This is a genomic window from Sphingomonas sp. Sphisp66, assembly GCF_047324325.1.
Lineage (GTDB): Bacteria > Pseudomonadota > Alphaproteobacteria > Sphingomonadales > Sphingomonadaceae > Sphingomonas.
In genome coordinates, this window is sequence record NZ_CP168508.1 from 3,639,759 (window position 1) to 3,653,780 (window position 14,022).

Sequence of the window (14,022 nt, forward strand, 5' to 3'; positions counted from 1 at the left end):
GAGGGGGAGTGAGACTCAAGCCCCCTCATCCTTCCCACTCGCTCCGCGAGCGGGCCCCTTCCTTCTCCCACAAGGGGAGAAGGAGCTCGGATACATTACCCCTGCGTCACGAACCCGCCCTTGTGCGCCGCGGCAGGGCCATGTTTTCGACCCATGCGCCGCGTATCCAGCCAAGATGCGGGCGCGACTCGCGGACGAAGCAGGTGGTGAACCCAGCAAGGTCAGGTGCAGTGAAGGTCGAGCCGAGCGCGCGGGGCAGCGCAATGTGGCGGGACGCGGGCGAAGTCGAAGCGGCGGAAGCGCGCGAGATGATTCCCGATCTCACGGTCATGTCGGGGGCAGTGATGCCCGACGCGCCGTTGCGTGCCGAGCGCGACCGCCCCTTCATGATCAAATATGGCAAATATCTGCGCGGCACCTTCGACCGGTTCATCGCCCGCTTCTCTCTGGTCTCGACAGAGCCCGTGCTCGACGTGCGCGACTTCGCCTGGACCGAGGCGCTGCGCGCCAACTGGCAGGCGATCCGCGCCGAGGCGATCGCCGCCGCGCTCGACCACCGCGCGCCGTCGCTCGTCCAGGTCTCGCCCGATCACCGCGCGATCGCCCCGGCGAACAAGTGGCGCAGCTATTTCCTCTACGGCTATGGCTATCTGGTGCAGGAGAATCTCGATCGCTGCCCGGTGACCACCCGGCTGGTCGAGGCGATCCCCGGCCTCAACAGCGCCTTCTTCTCGATCCTCGCGCCCGGCACCCATATCCCGGCGCATCGCGGCGTCACCAAGGGGCTGATCACCTGCCATCTCGGCCTGGTCGTGCCACGCGACGGCGATGCCCGCATGCGCCTCGACGATCGCGTCCTGCGCTGGTCGGAGGGCGAGACCCTGGTGTTCGACGACACCTATGACCACGAGGTGTGGAACGACACCAGCGGCACCCGCATCGTGCTGCTCATCCAGTTCCGCCGCCCGCTGCGCCAGCCGGGCCGCTGGTTCGTCGACAGGTTCCTCACCTGGATCCGCCATTCGGCCTTCGTCCAGGATGCCCGCACGAATCTGACCCAGTGGAACCAGGTGGGCAATCCGTCCAATTGATAGACTGCCTGACCGCACCCACATGCGCCGCAACCAAGGAGTTGCCGACATGGCTAGCGAACGCACCAGGGCCTGGACCGAATTTCGCCGGATGATCTTCTGGATCGCGCTTGCGGGCGTGGTGATGGTCGCGGGCGCGCTCTGGTATCTCTCGCTCTACGACGCGCTGTATCCTTCCGCGATCGCGGCGACGATCGGCGGCGTGTTCATTTCCACCCTGCTCGGCTGCGGCCTGTTCGCCGCCGCCTTCTTCAGCGACAAGAGCGGCCACGACCAGAGCGTGACCGACGCGACCACGCATGAGGACGCGCAGTAATAATCGTCACCCCGGCCTTGTGCCGGGGTCCACGGTACCGCGCATCCTATGGCAAAGGCTCGAACCCCAGCGCCACCGCTAGGTCATCCCAATGCGGATTGTCGCGCTCGATAATGTTGAGTTTCCAATCCCGCTTCCATCGCTTGATGGATTTCTCGCGGCATATCGCGGTCTCCATCTCCTGATGCATCTCGTAGAAGACCAGCCGATAAGTGCGATGCTCCGCCACGAAACCCTTCGTGATGCCGTTGCGGTGCTGGTAGATACGCCCAAGCAGATCGGACGTGACGCCGGTATAGAGCGTGCCGTTCCGCGTACTCGCCAGGATGTAGACGCAAGGTTGCCGCTCCCGCCCCATGTTTGAAGCTTGCCGGGCAGTGGACCCCGGCACAAGGCCGGGGTGACGGATAGTTGGTTGGCCCTCACACCAGGAAACCTTTCGTTTCCCCCTCCCCGCTTGATCCCCGCCCTCCGAGCGCCCAAATGGCGCCTATGCTGATCGAGACCGAAGCCACGCCCAACCCGGCGACCCTGAAGTTCCTGCCCGGCCGTACCGTGATGGACGCCGGCACGCGTGACTTCGCTTCGCCCGAAGAGGCGGAGGCCTCGCCGCTCGCCACTGCCCTGTTCACCCTGGGCGACGTGACCGGCGTGTTCTTCGGCCGCGACTTCATCTCGGTCACCATCGCCCCCAGTTCCGACTGGCGCGACGCGAAGCCCGACGTGCTCGGCATCCTGCTCGATCATTTCGCCGCGAACATGCCGCTGTTCCATGCCGCCGCCGCCGGGTTCAGCGTGCCGGCCGAGAGCGCCGACTTCGGCGACAACCCCGAGGACGCCGAGATCGTCGCGCAGATCAAGGAACTGATCGAGACGCGCGTGCGTCCGGCCGTCGCCAATGACGGTGGCGACATCGTCTATCGCGGCTTCGACGCCGGCAAGGTCTATCTCCAGATGCAGGGCGCCTGCTCGGGCTGCCCGAGCTCGACCGCCACGCTCAAGAACGGCATCGAGCAGCTGCTCAAATACTACGTTCCCGAAGTCACCGAAGTCCGGGCCGTCTGAGCCCACACGCCCACGAAAGGACTATAGTAAATGGCCACCCCGCTCGACGACGCGGCGCTGGACAAGCTGTTCCGTGCCGCACGTTCCTACAATGGCTATACCGATGCCCCGGTGACCGAGGCGGATATCCGCGCCATCTACGAGCTCACCAAGATGGGCCCGACCTCGGCCAACAACCAGGCCGCCCGCCTGATCTGGCTGACCACCGACGAGGCCAAGGAAAAGCTCGCCCAGTTCGCCAGCGCCGCCAATGCCGACAAGATCCGCAAGGCGCCCGCCACCGTGATCATCGGCATGGACCTGGCGTTCAACGAGCAGCTCCCCTGGCTCTTCCCGCACGCGCCGACCGCCAAGGACTGGTTCCCGACCGAGGAAGCCCGCTACACCACCGCCTTCCGCAACTCGTCGCTGCAGGGCGCCTATCTGCTCCTCGCCGCCCGCGCGCTCGGCTTCGATACCGGCCCGATGTCGGGTTTCGACAACGCCAAGGTTGACGAAGCGTTTTTTGCAGACCAGCCCAATGTGAAGTCCAACTTCATTTCCACGCTGGGACATGGCGACCCTTCCTCCATCTTCGATCGACTCCCCCGCCCCGAATTCGAGCAGTTCAATCGCGTCCTCTGATCTGACTCTCGTCATCGAGACCGCGACTGCAGCCTGCTCGGTCGCGCTACTCGACGGAACGACGGTGATCGCCGCGGCCCATGAAGTGGTGGGCCGCGGCCATGCCGAGCGGCTGGTGCCGATGATCGCGTCGCTGCCCGGCGAAGGTCGCGCGGCGCGCATCCTGGTCGATGTCGGCCCCGGCAGCTTCACCGGCGTGCGCGTCGGCCTGGGCGGCGCGCTCGGCCTGTCGATCGGCTGGGGCGCCGAGGTCCGCGGCTATTCGTCGCTCGCGCTGCTCGCTGCGTCCGGCTTTGCCGGCAATGCGGACATCCCACAGCTTGCCGTGGTGCTCGAAGGCGGGCACGGTGAGGTGTTCATGCAGGCGTTCCATTCCCAGCCTTTCGGGGAAGACGGGCCGTTCCGCTCGCTCGTTCCCGCCGCCGCGCTCGAGGCGCTGGCCGGCCGCCCGGCCTTTGGCAGCGGCGTGCGCCATCTCGCCCCGCTGGCCGAGGGGCTCGCCCTGCGCGAGACGCTTCCGTCCGCCGCCGATGCCCGGCTCCTCGCGCCAGGCTTCACCACGCTTCCCGCCCGCCCGATCTATGGCCGGGCGCCCGATGCCAAGACCCTGGCCGAGCGAGGGCTGGCGTGAGCGGCACGGTCAACCTGGTCGAGCTGCGCGAAGGCGGGTCGCAGGACCTCTATAACGTCAACATCATCATGCAGGACGCCTTCGACGCCCGCTATGGCGAGGCGTGGACCAGCGCCCAATGCCTGGGCATGCTCTCGCTGCCCGGCGTCTGGCTGGTGATCGCCAGCATCGACGGGCAGGATGTCGGCTTCGCGCTGGCCCGGGTCACGCTCGACGAAGCCGAGCTGCTGCTCCTCGCCACCCGACCCGCCGCCCGCCGCCGGGGTGTCGCCGGCGCGCTCCTCCGTGCGGTGATCGAAGAAGCGCGCGGCCGCGGCGTGGCGCGCATCCATCTCGAGGTTCGTTCAGGAAACGATGCCGTATGGCTCTACCGTCGCGAAGGCTTTGAAAAGGTCGGGGAGCGTCGGGATTACTATCGGGGACGTAGCGGGCAATTGTTCGACGCGCATACTTATGCACGCGACATCAAGGACCTGGACTGAGACTTACTGAAACACGCAATTATGGTATTGCGTTTGAACCGAAACGGTCCGATAGGATGTTTCCGGGCGGCGAGTAAAAGTCGTTCTTATTCGGGTCGAAAGGATAAAAATGGAAACGCAAGCTGAGATTGATGAAACGCTGGTCACGCTGACGGCGGATATTGTTGCAGCACATGTCAGCAACAACAGTGTTGCGGTCTCCGACCTTCCGACTCTGATCCAGAACGTGCATGGCGCGCTTTCGGGTCTTGGCCGCACCGTCGCCGAGCCCGAAGTCAAGCAGGAGCCGGCCGTCTCCATTCGCGCCTCGGTGAAGCCGGACTACATTGTGTGTCTCGAGGACGGCAAGAAGCTCAAGATGCTGAAGCGTCACCTGATGACGCACTATCAGATGACCCCCGAGCAGTACCGCGCCAAGTGGAACCTGCCGGCCGACTATCCGATGGTCGCCCCCAATTATGCCGAGCAGCGCCGCAGCCTGGCGAAGAAGATCGGCCTGGGCACCAAGCGCCGCAAGCGCTGAGCTGCAACAGGTTGAAATACGCAAGGCCGGCCCGGGGATCGCTCCGGGCCGGCCTTTTCGTTTCGCGTTCACGCCTTTTCGCGGCCACAGTCTTCCAACTTGGCCCGGCCCACGCTACATCGCGGCCATGGCTCGCAAGATCGATCTCGAAGCGCTTTGTCACGAAAAGGGGCTGCGCATCACCGAACAGCGCAAGGTGATTGCGCGCGTCCTCTCCGATGCCGAGGATCATCCGGACGTCGAGAAGGTCTATGAGCGCGCCTCGGCAATCGATCCGGGCATCTCGATCGCCACCGTCTATCGCACCGTGCGCCTGTTCGAAGAGGCCGGCATCCTCGACCGTCACGATTTCGGCGACGGCCGCGCCCGCTACGAGCCTTCGCCCGAGGCGCATCACGATCATTTGATCAACGTCGAGACCGGCGAAGTGATCGAGTTCGTCGATCCCGAGCTCGAGCAGCTCCAGAAGCAGATCGCCGAGCGGCTTGGGTTCCGCCTGGTCGATCACCGCATGGAGCTCTACGGCGTAGCGCTCGACCGCAAGAATTGAGGTGGCGCCTGCGGGCGAAACCCGGGCCGAACGCGCCGCCCGCCTCCGCGAGGAGGCCATCCAGGGGCATGACACCAGGCTGAGCCTGCGCGGCCAGTTCCGGCTATGGCGCCGCGTCGCGCTGCTCGTGCTTGCGCTGCTGGTGCTGGTGCCGCTCCATTACCTCTTCCGGCTGGTCCGCCTGCCCTCGCCCTGGCCGCGCTATTTTCTGTCGACCGCGGCGCGGATCTGCGGCGCGCGGGTCAACCGCATCGGCACGCATCTCAAGCGCGACGTCTTCTACATCTCCAACCATCTCAGCTGGATCGACATCCTTGCGCTCGGCGGCGCGAGCGGCACCGCCTTCATCGCCAAGGCGGAGATCCAGAGCTCGCCGGTGGTCGGCTGGCTCGCCGGGCTCAACCGCACCGTCTATGTGAAGCGCGAGAACCGGCTGGGCGTCGCCGAGCAGATCAACGAGCTGCGCGACGCGCTGGCCGAGACCTGGGCGATCACCGTCTTCCCCGAAGGCACCACCACCGACGGCAAGTCGCTACTGCCGTTCAAGACGCCGATGCTCCGCGTGCTCGAGCCGCCACCGCCCGGCGTGATGGTCCAGCCGGTGATGCTCTACTATGGCGCGGCGGCCGACGACATCTGCTGGATCGGCCAGGAAACCGGCCTCAACAACGCGAAGCGCATCCTCAGCCGCAAGGGCAGCTTCCGCCTCGACGTCCATTTCCTCGAGCCTTTCCACCCGCGCGACTTCCCGGGCCGCAAGGTGATCGCCGCGGAGAGCCGCCGGCGGATCGAGGAGGCGCTGGTAAAGACGCTCGGCCATCCCCTGCGCACCTTCCGCTTCGCCGAGGACCCGATCGGCTACAAGCCGAAGCCGGCTCCCGAAGCCTGAGCGCCTCCCGGCCCATAACCGTCATCCCGGCGAAAGCCGGGATCTCATGCCGTAGCGCGGGACAGGAGCCGCACGAGACCCCGGCTTTCGCCGGGGTGACGGCTAGTGTAAGGGGCGGCCGATCATGAACGCTCCCCAGAATCCCAAGGCCAATCCCAAGACCTTCCACGTCAAGTCGTTCGGCTGCCAGATGAACGTCTATGACGGTGAGCGCATGGCCGAGCTGATGGCCGCGCAGGGCATGACCGCCGCTGCCGAGGGCGAGGCTGCCGATCTCGTCGTGCTCAACACCTGCCACATCCGCGAAAAGGCGACCGAGAAGGTCTATTCGGACATCGGCCGCCTGCGGAAGGGCGCCCGCGAGCTGGGCCGGGCCGAGCCGATGATCGCAGTCGCCGGCTGCGTCGCCCAGGCCGAGGGCGAGGAGATCGTCCGCCGCGCCAAGGTCGATGTCGTGGTCGGCCCGCAGGCCTATCACAACCTGCCCGAGCTGGTCGCCAGGGCGGCGGAGGGCGCCTCGGCGCTCGACACCGACATGCCGGCGCTCAGCAAGTTCGGCGCGCTGCCCAAGCGCCGCAAGGTGAGCCCCACCGCCTTCCTCACCGTCCAGGAAGGCTGCGACAAGTTCTGCACCTATTGCGTCGTGCCCTATACCCGCGGCGCCGAGATCAGCCGGCCTTTCGCCGAGCTGGTCGACGAGGCCAAGGCGCTGGTCGATGCTGGCGCGCGCGAGATCACCCTGCTCGGCCAGAACGTCAACGCCTGGGACGACGAGGCCGGCACCGGCCTGCACGGCCTGATCCACGCGCTCGACCGGATCGAGGGGCTGCACCGCATCCGCTACACCACCAGCCACCCCAACGACATGCGCGAGGGCCTGATCCGCGCCCATGCCGAGGTCGGGAAGCTGATGCCCTTCCTCCACCTCCCCGTGCAGGCCGGCAGCGACCGCATCCTCAAGGCGATGAACCGCTCGCACACGCGCGATTCCTATCTGAAGATCCTCGACCGCGTCCGCGCCGCCCGCCCCGACATCGCGCTGTCGGGCGACTTCATCGTCGGCTTCCCCGGCGAGAGCGACGCCGAGTTCGAGGAGACGCTGAGCCTGGTCGATGCGGTCGGCTACGCCCAGTGCTTCAGCTTCAAGTACAGCCCCCGCCCCGGCACGCCCGCCGCCGAGATGAGCGACGTCTTCGTGCCCGCTTCGGTGATGGACGAGCGCCTCCAGCGCCTCCAGGCCGCGCTCAACCGCGACCAGCTCGCCTTCAACCAGGCGACCGCCGGCAAGACCTGCCAGGTGCTGATCGAGCGCCAGGGCAAGCTGCCCGGCCAGATGCTTGGCAAGTCGCCCTGGCTCCAGTCGGTGTACCTCAATACCGACGCGAAGATCGGCGACATGGTCGAGGTCGAGATCGCCGAGGGCTTCGGCAACTCGCTCACCGGCACGCAAGTGGTGCGCGCCGCGGCCTGAGGTCGAGGCGGGCTGTTACTTCCCCTCCCCTAACCCCTCCCGCAAGCGGAAGGGGAACGAGTGGGGGTAGCGCGGCCAACAATCGCTCCCCTCCCGCAAGCGGAAGGGGTCGGGGGAGGGGCCGAGGAAAAAGCGCCACACTCCCTCCAACCGCCGCCACACCCGCTCATCCGAACGCGTTAACGATCCCCCGTAAACTACGGGTAAGCTTCGCAAATCTAGCCCTTCCCCTTCCAGCACCCGCTCCCAGCCGGGTGACACGAGAAAAGAGGGGACGACAGAATGCGTTTCTATCTCGCGACGCGGTTCCTTTTTCCGCGCCATTTCCATCTGCGCATCTTCGCCATCTGCTTCGCCGCGGTGCACCTGCCGCTGATCGCCTTCATCGCCAGCCAGGTGCTGCTGGGCGAATGGCACTGGCAGGTGTTCGTGCCGCTGCTGCTCGCCACGCTCGCCGGCACGCTCTCGGCGATCGCTGCCCTTGGCGCGCTGCTCGCCCCGATCCGCCAGGCCTCGGCGATGCTGCGCGCGGTGCAGGACGGCGAGCCGGTGGCGAGCGTCCCCGCCGGCGGCCGCGACCTTGCCGGCGAGCTGCTCGACAGTGTCGGCCTTGCTGCGATCGCCACCAACAGCCGGATCAGCCAGCTGCGCGACGCCGCCGAGCGCGACCTGCTGACCGGCCTGCGCAACCGCCGCGGCTTCCTCGATGCCGCCGCCCATCTGCGCACCGGCACCCGGGCGACGCTGGCGCTGGTCGACATCGACCATTTCAAGCGGATCAACGACATCTTCGGCCATGACGAAGGCGACCTGGTCCTCCAGGAATTCGCCCATCACCTGACCGAGACGATGCGCCGCTCGGACCTTGTCGCACGCTGGGGCGGCGAGGAGTTCGCGATCCTGATCCCCGGCATGGGCCCGCGCGAGGCGCAGGCGATGATGGAGCGGCTGCGCACCGCGCTCCACGCCGATCCGATCGGCCCCAATCCGGAGGAGCCGGTCACCTTCTCCTGCGGCCTCGCCTTCCTGCATGGCCCCGAGCAGATCGCCGCGGCGATGCAGCGCGCCGACAAGGCGCTCTATGCCGCAAAGCATGGCGGCCGCGACCGCATCGAGATCGACGAGGCACGGATGCTCGACGCCTGAGCGCCTATGGCGCGCAGGGCTTGCCGATCTCGAGGTCGCCTTTGGTCTCGGCCAGCGTCTTGGCCCATCCGATCCTTGCCCGGCGCTCGTCCACCTTGTCGGGATCCGCAATGGGCAGGATCGCCAGGCGACCCTCGACGCAACCCGCCTGGCTGCCGAAGACCTGCAGCCCACCCTGGCGGACCAGCACCCGGTCCGTGATAAGCGCGAAGTCCATCGCGTCGACGTCGCCCACGCTCAGCCGGTCGCCCATCGCCCCGAGCACCTTGATCCGAAAGGCATCGTCCGGACTGTGCTGCGCGATCAGCCAGGCGCCGTGCGTCACCTGCCGGCCGTCACGGCCGTTCCGAAACCAGCCATCGGCGGGAAGCAGCAGCTTCAGCGCCGCGGTGTTGGCCGCATCGATCTCGGCCATGCGGCTCCCGATCTTCAAGCCGAGCGCGCGCTGCTGATCGGGCGTAAGCGCCGGATCCTCGGCTCGCCACCCATGCTGGCGGGTAATCTCGTCGAGCGCGACCAGCCAAGCGATCTTCTGCGCCAGCGTCGGATGTTCGGGCTGGGGCTGCGCCTCGACCTCGGCGACCGCCGCCTCCCATTCGGCCGCGTGCTGCGCGACGACATCGTCCTGCATCGGCGCAAGGACCAGCGCGAGCAGCGCCAGCACCGTCATGCGGCCCGCTCTGCCGCAATGACCGGCTCGGCCCAGCAGCCCTCGAACTCGCCGAACACCGGCTCCGAGCCCTTCTGCCCGGCCTCCAGCCAGCGCACCTTGGCGCGGGTATAATCGACCATCGCGTTCAGCTGCGCGGCCTTCTCCTCCAGCCGGGCGAGCTGCATGCGCATCAGCTCCAGGCTCCGCTCGGGGGTCATCGCCCCGGCATAATATTCGGCCGACAGCGTCGCGATCTCGCGCAGCGAGAAGCCCAGGCTCTGCGCCATCCGCACCATCCGCGCCGCCTCGAGATGCTCCTCGGTGAAGATCTGATACGGGTTGGAGCCGCCCTTCACCCCCGTCGCCGGCGCGAGCAGCCCCTTGCGGATATAGAAGCGCACCGTGTCGGTGCTCATGCCGGCGCGTCTGGCGAATTCGGAGATCAGCACGCAATTCATCCCTTGACCATGGACTATGGTCCACACTTATATGGCTGGGCTCCACCTCGCAACCGGAGCCAGAAATGCAGAAAACCGCCCTCGTCACCGGCGCCTCAGCCGGCATCGGCGAAGCCACCGTCAAGCGCCTGATCCAGGACGGCTACCGTGTCTTCGCCGCCGCCCGCCGGCTCGACCGGATGGCGCCGCTCGCCCGCCTCGGCGCCGAGCTGATCGATCTCGACCTCACCGAAGACGCCTCGATCCTCACGGCGGTCGAGACCATCCGCGCCGCCACCGGCCGGCTCGACCTGCTCGTCAACAATGCCGGCTATGGCAGCTATGGCGCGATCGAGGACGTGCCGATGGACGAGGCGCGCCGCCAGATGGAGGTCAATGTCTTCGGCCTTGCCCGGCTCTGCCAGCTCGTCACCCCGCTGATGCGCGCGCAGAAATCGGGGACGATCGTCAACGTCACCTCGATCGGCGGCAAGTTCGGCGAGCCGTTCGGCGGCTGGTACCATGCCACCAAGTTCGCGGTGGAGGGCTTCAGCGACTGCCTGCGTCTCGAGCTGCGCCCCTTCGGGATCCGCGTCGTGGTGATCGAGCCCGGCGCGATCCGTACCGAATGGGCCGGCATCGCCCACCAGAGCCTGGTCGAGCGCTCGGGCAGGAGCGCCTATGCCCCCTGGGCGCTCAAGCATGCGGCGATGCTCGGCAATGCCGATAACATGCGCTTCGCCTCGCCGCCCGAAGTGGTGGCGAACACGATAGCGAAAGCCGCAGCGGCCCGCCGCCCGCGCATCCGCTACGGCACCGGCGGCGGCGCGCCGGTCTTCCTGTTCCTCGCGCACTGGCTGCCCGACCGCTGGCTCGACGCGCTGATGTGGCGGGCGAGCCAGTCGGGCAAGGTACCGGCCTGAGCGTTGCGCCCGGGACACGGCGCGGCAGCATGCGCTCCGCCGCGCCTTTTCCCCTGTCCAAGTTGGAAAACCTCTGTCACTCTCCCCATATCGCATGCGCAAGGGAACCGCCCGCATCGTCTTCGCTTTGACACGCAGCGCCGCTACGCGCGTTGCACCGTCAGCGATCGCGCGCACGCGTGAGGCTATCAAGAGATTCAACATTTTTCCGCGCGAAGGAGCCGCATGAGCCGCAAGCCTGTCCCAGCCCAGTCCGGTGAACGCTCCCGGGTAGAGGTGAACTTCGACAAGCCCCAGCTCCTGCCCCAGCTCTTCGGCGAGTTCGACAGCAACATCCTCGCCCTCGAAGAGCGGCTGGGCGTCTATATCCACGCCCGCGGCCAGCGCGTGCAGATCGAAGGGTCTGCCGAAGCCGTAGCCCATGCCCGCGAGGTGCTGCAGGAGCTCCACGCCCGCGTCATCCGCGGCGAGGAAGTCGATACCGGGCTGATCGACGCCGTGATCGCGATGTCGAGCGAGCCGACGCTGACCGGCATCATCAAGGCGGACAATGGCAATGCCCCGCCCCAGATCATGATCCGCACGCGCAAGAAGACGATCGTGCCGCGCTCGGTCGCGCAGACGCAATATATGCGTGCGCTGGTCTCGCACGACATGATCTTCGCGCTCGGGCCGGCGGGCACCGGCAAGACCTATCTCGCCGTCGCCCAGGCCGTCGCCCAGCTGATCACCGGCAGCGTCCAGCGCCTGATCCTGTCGCGCCCGGCGGTCGAGGCCGGCGAGCGGCTCGGCTTCCTGCCCGGCGACATGAAGGAGAAGGTCGATCCCTATCTCCGCCCGATCTACGACGCGCTCTATGACTGCCTGCCTGCCGAGCAGGTCGAGCGGCGCATCGCCTCGGGCGAGATCGAGATCGCGCCGATCGCCTTCATGCGCGGCCGCACGCTGGCCGACGCCTTCGTCATCCTCGACGAGGCGCAGAACACCACGCCCGCGCAGATGAAGATGTTCCTCACCCGCTTCGGCCAGAACAGCCGGATGGTGATCTGCGGCGATCCCAACCAGGTCGACCTGCCCGGCGGCCCGCCCGCCTCGGGCCTCAACGACGCGACCCGGCGGCTCGAGGGCGTGGAAGGCATCGCCTTTTCGCGCTTCTCCACGGCAGACGTGGTCCGCCACCCGATCGTCGGCCGCATCGTCGAAGCCTATGAGGGCCCGAATGCTTGAACCTCTTCTTGCTCCCCTCCCTGAAAGGGAGGGGTTGGGGGTGGGTCGATGCACGCGCTACGGCGGCGGCATGACCACCCATCTTCAGTGTCGCCAGGACGCCACCCACCCCTCGCTCCCCTCCCTTGAAAGGGAGGGGAAGTAAGTGTTGGACGTCGCCGCCCTCGTCGAATCCCCCTGGCCCGAGTATGACTGGGAAGCCCTGGCCATCCGCGCCGCCGAGACCGCGCTGAAGCAAACGCCCTATCTCGAATGGCTCGATCATCCTGCGACGATCGAAGTCGCGGTGCGCTTCACGTCCGACGAAGAGGTCCATGTCCTCAACCGGCAGTATCGGAGCAAGGACAAGCCGACCAACGTGCTGTCCTTCCCGATGATCCAGCCGGACCTGATGGAAGCGGTGACCGAGAATAGCGACGATGGCGAGGTGCTGCTCGGCGACATCGTGCTGGCGCATGGCGTCTGCGCGGCCGAGGCAGTCGAGCGCAAGGTCAGGATCGAAGATCATGCCACGCACCTGATTGTCCACGGCCTGCTGCATTTGCTAGGCTATGACCATATGGACGACGCCGAGGCCGAGGCGATGGAAGAGATGGAGCGCGCCGCGCTCGCCGAACTCGGCCTTCACGACCCCTATCTAGTACGCGAGGATTGAACACCGAACATGCCCGAGGGCCCCAGTAGCACCAATAACGGCGACAACCACGAAGGTGGCGGGATATGGCGCGGCATCCGCACCCTCCTGTTCGGTGATGACCAGGAAGAGACTTTGCGCGACCGCATCGAGGATGCGATCGACGAGCATGAGGACGAGGGCGGCAGAGGCCCGGCCGGCGATCTCGCGCCGATCGAGCGCCAGATGCTCAAGAACCTGCTCCATTTCGGCGAGCGCGATGCCGGCGATGTCGGCGTGCCGCGCGCCGACATCATCGCGGTGGACGAGGAGACCAGCTTCGCCGACCTGGTGAAGCTGTTCGAGGAGGCCGGCCACAGCCGCCTACCCGTCTATCGCGAAGAGCTCGATACGATCATCGGCATGGTCCACATCAAGGACGTGTTCAACATCCTGGCGAGCGGCGCGCCGCACCCGGCGAACCTGACCGGCCTGATCCGCCAGCCGCTCTACGTGCCCCAGTCGATGGGCGCGCTCGACCTGCTGGCCCAGATGCGTGGGCGCCGGACGCACCTCGCCATCGTGCTCGACGAATATTCGGGCACCGAGGGGCTGATCACGATCGAGGACCTGATCGAGGAGATCGTCGGCGAGATCGAGGACGAGCATGACGAGGCGCCGACCGCGCTGCTCGTGCCGATCGATGGCGGCGGCTGGGACGCCGATGCCCGTGCCGACCTCGAGGACGTCGCCGAGACCGTCGACCCGCGCCTCGCCGAGGTTGACGGCGATGTCGACACTCTGGGCGGCCTCGCCTTCGTACTCGCTGGCCATGTGCCCGAGGCCGGCGAGTGCCTCGAGCATGACAGCGGCTGGAAGCTCGAGATCGTCGAGGCCGATCCCAAGCGCGTCACCCGGCTGCGCCTGCATCCGCCAGCCGAGAAGGCGCTGGCGGAGGAGTGATCCCTACAGGCTCCCCTCCCTGAAAGGGAGGGGTCGGGGGTGAGTCGATGCACGCGAAACCGCAGTCGCCCCACCCAACGCTTCAGTATCGCCGCCCCACCCCAACCGTCATCCCGGCCCCATTCGTCATCCCGGCGGAAGCCGGGATCTCAGTCGGAGGCGCGAGGAAGGAGCCGCATGAGATCCCGGCTTCCGCCGGGATGACGGTTGGGGGCTGGCACTTTTCGCTTGACAGAACAAACCAATTAGGTTATATACCGCGCCATCCTTCGTACCAGGCCAGCACGAAGGATCACGAAGGCCGGCGCTTGCACGTGGCAACGCCGGAGGACCGGTGGCGGAATCGTTCGGCAGCGTAAGTCGAAGCTTCGCCAGAGCAACCGCAGAGCCCCTCGCCTTAAAATACACCCCTGGCTTCT

18 protein-coding genes are annotated in these 14,022 nt (G+C 66.8%); 15 read left to right on the plus strand and 3 right to left on the minus strand.

The features are described from left to right. Positions 1–263 precede the first annotated feature (263 nt). Positions 264–1,091, plus strand: a complete 828-nt coding sequence (locus ACEN8G_RS16400) for an aspartyl/asparaginyl beta-hydroxylase domain-containing protein (RefSeq protein ID WP_413740624.1) — start codon at positions 264–266, stop codon at positions 1,089–1,091. 49 nt (positions 1,092–1,140) lie between these two features. Continuing rightward, the gene (locus ACEN8G_RS16405) at positions 1,141–1,407 is read left to right on the plus strand and encodes a hypothetical protein (protein WP_413416911.1); all 267 of its coding nucleotides are present in this window, start codon (positions 1,141–1,143) and stop codon (positions 1,405–1,407) included. A 46-nt stretch (positions 1,408–1,453) separates the two neighbouring features. Here ACEN8G_RS16405 and ACEN8G_RS16410 read toward each other — a convergent pair whose 3' ends face one another. Next, on the minus strand, positions 1,454–1,765 hold the full coding sequence (locus tag ACEN8G_RS16410) for a GIY-YIG nuclease family protein (protein WP_413416913.1): 312 nt from the start codon (positions 1,763–1,765) through the stop codon (positions 1,454–1,456). Positions 1,766–1,899: 134 nt separating this feature from the next. Between ACEN8G_RS16410 and ACEN8G_RS16415 the strand changes: the two genes are divergently transcribed. The 9 genes from ACEN8G_RS16415 to ACEN8G_RS16455 all read left to right on the plus strand — a co-directional run bounded on the left by ACEN8G_RS16415 (position 1,900) and on the right by ACEN8G_RS16455 (position 8,788). Beyond that, positions 1,900–2,472, plus strand: a complete 573-nt coding sequence (locus ACEN8G_RS16415; RefSeq protein WP_413416915.1) for a NifU family protein — start codon at positions 1,900–1,902, stop codon at positions 2,470–2,472. Positions 2,473–2,502: 30 nt separating this feature from the next. After that, positions 2,503–3,096 carry a malonic semialdehyde reductase gene (locus ACEN8G_RS16420; RefSeq protein ID WP_413416917.1) on the plus strand — a complete coding sequence of 198 codons (594 nt, stop codon included), beginning with the start codon at positions 2,503–2,505 and terminating at the stop codon, positions 3,094–3,096. A 1-nt stretch (position 3,097) separates the two neighbouring features. Then, the gene (gene tsaB, locus ACEN8G_RS16425) at positions 3,098–3,727 is read left to right on the plus strand and encodes a tRNA (adenosine(37)-N6)-threonylcarbamoyltransferase complex dimerization subunit type 1 TsaB (RefSeq protein ID WP_413740799.1); all 630 of its coding nucleotides are present in this window, start codon (positions 3,098–3,100) and stop codon (positions 3,725–3,727) included. Next, complete coding sequence (gene rimI, locus ACEN8G_RS16430) at positions 3,724–4,209, plus strand: ribosomal protein S18-alanine N-acetyltransferase (protein ID WP_307117514.1); 486 nt, start codon at positions 3,724–3,726, stop codon at positions 4,207–4,209. The genes tsaB and rimI overlap by 4 nt, the downstream gene beginning before the upstream one ends. 109 nt (positions 4,210–4,318) lie before the next feature. After that, the gene (locus ACEN8G_RS16435) at positions 4,319–4,732 is read left to right on the plus strand and encodes a MucR family transcriptional regulator (RefSeq protein ID WP_307117513.1); all 414 of its coding nucleotides are present in this window, start codon (positions 4,319–4,321) and stop codon (positions 4,730–4,732) included. 127 nt (positions 4,733–4,859) lie between these two features. After that, positions 4,860–5,282, plus strand: a complete 423-nt coding sequence (locus tag ACEN8G_RS16440) for a Fur family transcriptional regulator (protein WP_307117512.1) — start codon at positions 4,860–4,862, stop codon at positions 5,280–5,282. 1 nt (position 5,283) lies between these two features. Then, the gene (locus ACEN8G_RS16445; RefSeq protein ID WP_413416920.1) at positions 5,284–6,171 is read left to right on the plus strand and encodes a lysophospholipid acyltransferase family protein; all 888 of its coding nucleotides are present in this window, start codon (positions 5,284–5,286) and stop codon (positions 6,169–6,171) included. A 124-nt stretch (positions 6,172–6,295) separates the two neighbouring features. Beyond that, positions 6,296–7,642, plus strand: coding sequence for a tRNA (N6-isopentenyl adenosine(37)-C2)-methylthiotransferase MiaB (gene miaB / locus ACEN8G_RS16450; RefSeq protein WP_413416922.1), 1,347 nt, complete (start codon positions 6,296–6,298; stop codon positions 7,640–7,642). A gap of 282 nt (positions 7,643–7,924) precedes the next feature. Further along, a complete protein-coding gene (locus ACEN8G_RS16455; RefSeq protein ID WP_413416924.1) occupies positions 7,925–8,788 on the plus strand; it encodes a GGDEF domain-containing protein in 864 nt (287 codons plus the stop codon). Between the two features lie 4 nt (positions 8,789–8,792). Here ACEN8G_RS16455 and ACEN8G_RS16460 read toward each other — a convergent pair whose 3' ends face one another. Continuing rightward, the gene (locus ACEN8G_RS16460) at positions 8,793–9,458 is read right to left on the minus strand and encodes a DUF6624 domain-containing protein (protein WP_413416926.1); all 666 of its coding nucleotides are present in this window, start codon (positions 9,456–9,458) and stop codon (positions 8,793–8,795) included. Continuing rightward, the gene (locus ACEN8G_RS16465) at positions 9,455–9,889 is read right to left on the minus strand and encodes a MerR family transcriptional regulator (protein WP_413416928.1); all 435 of its coding nucleotides are present in this window, start codon (positions 9,887–9,889) and stop codon (positions 9,455–9,457) included. Before ACEN8G_RS16465 ends, ACEN8G_RS16460 begins: the two co-directional genes overlap by 4 nt. 74 nt (positions 9,890–9,963) lie before the next feature. Between ACEN8G_RS16465 and ACEN8G_RS16470 the strand changes: the two genes are divergently transcribed. From ACEN8G_RS16470 to ACEN8G_RS16485, 4 genes are all read left to right on the plus strand, one after another. Next, on the plus strand, positions 9,964–10,800 hold the full coding sequence (locus ACEN8G_RS16470) for an oxidoreductase (protein ID WP_413416930.1): 837 nt from the start codon (positions 9,964–9,966) through the stop codon (positions 10,798–10,800). Between the two features lie 225 nt (positions 10,801–11,025). Then, the gene (locus tag ACEN8G_RS16475; RefSeq protein WP_307117506.1) at positions 11,026–12,027 is read left to right on the plus strand and encodes a PhoH family protein; all 1,002 of its coding nucleotides are present in this window, start codon (positions 11,026–11,028) and stop codon (positions 12,025–12,027) included. A 145-nt stretch (positions 12,028–12,172) separates the two neighbouring features. Further along, entirely contained in the window at positions 12,173–12,682 is a 510-nt protein-coding gene (gene ybeY, locus ACEN8G_RS16480; RefSeq protein WP_413416932.1) for an rRNA maturation RNase YbeY, read from the plus strand. A gap of 9 nt (positions 12,683–12,691) precedes the next feature. Continuing rightward, a complete protein-coding gene (locus ACEN8G_RS16485; protein ID WP_413416934.1) occupies positions 12,692–13,603 on the plus strand; it encodes a hemolysin family protein in 912 nt (303 codons plus the stop codon). The last annotated feature ends 419 nt before the right edge of the window (positions 13,604–14,022 follow it).

Bases quoted from the DNA above. Each gene is read 5' to 3' on its own strand.
- ACEN8G_RS16475 (WP_307117506.1), top strand. From the start codon at position 11,026: ATGAGCCGCAAGCCTGTCCCAGCCCAGTCCGGTGAACGCTCCCGGGTA.
- ACEN8G_RS16455 (WP_413416924.1), top strand. From the start codon at position 7,925: ATGCGTTTCTATCTCGCGACGCGGTTCCTTTTTCCGCGCCATTTCCAT.
- ACEN8G_RS16435 (WP_307117513.1), top strand. From the start codon at position 4,319: ATGGAAACGCAAGCTGAGATTGATGAAACGCTGGTCACGCTGACGGCG.
- ACEN8G_RS16400 (WP_413740624.1), top strand. From the start codon at position 264: ATGTGGCGGGACGCGGGCGAAGTCGAAGCGGCGGAAGCGCGCGAGATG.
- ACEN8G_RS16460 (WP_413416926.1), bottom strand. From the start codon at position 9,458: ATGACGGTGCTGGCGCTGCTCGCGCTGGTCCTTGCGCCGATGCAGGAC.
- ACEN8G_RS16485 (WP_413416934.1), top strand. From the start codon at position 12,692: ATGCCCGAGGGCCCCAGTAGCACCAATAACGGCGACAACCACGAAGGT.
- ACEN8G_RS16410 (WP_413416913.1), bottom strand. From the start codon at position 1,765: ATGGGGCGGGAGCGGCAACCTTGCGTCTACATCCTGGCGAGTACGCGG.
- ACEN8G_RS16440 (WP_307117512.1), top strand. From the start codon at position 4,860: ATGGCTCGCAAGATCGATCTCGAAGCGCTTTGTCACGAAAAGGGGCTG.
- miaB (WP_413416922.1), top strand. From the start codon at position 6,296: ATGAACGCTCCCCAGAATCCCAAGGCCAATCCCAAGACCTTCCACGTC.
- ACEN8G_RS16415 (WP_413416915.1), top strand. From the start codon at position 1,900: ATGCTGATCGAGACCGAAGCCACGCCCAACCCGGCGACCCTGAAGTTC.
- ACEN8G_RS16470 (WP_413416930.1), top strand. From the start codon at position 9,964: ATGCAGAAAACCGCCCTCGTCACCGGCGCCTCAGCCGGCATCGGCGAA.
- ACEN8G_RS16420 (WP_413416917.1), top strand. From the start codon at position 2,503: ATGGCCACCCCGCTCGACGACGCGGCGCTGGACAAGCTGTTCCGTGCC.
- ACEN8G_RS16405 (WP_413416911.1), top strand. From the start codon at position 1,141: ATGGCTAGCGAACGCACCAGGGCCTGGACCGAATTTCGCCGGATGATC.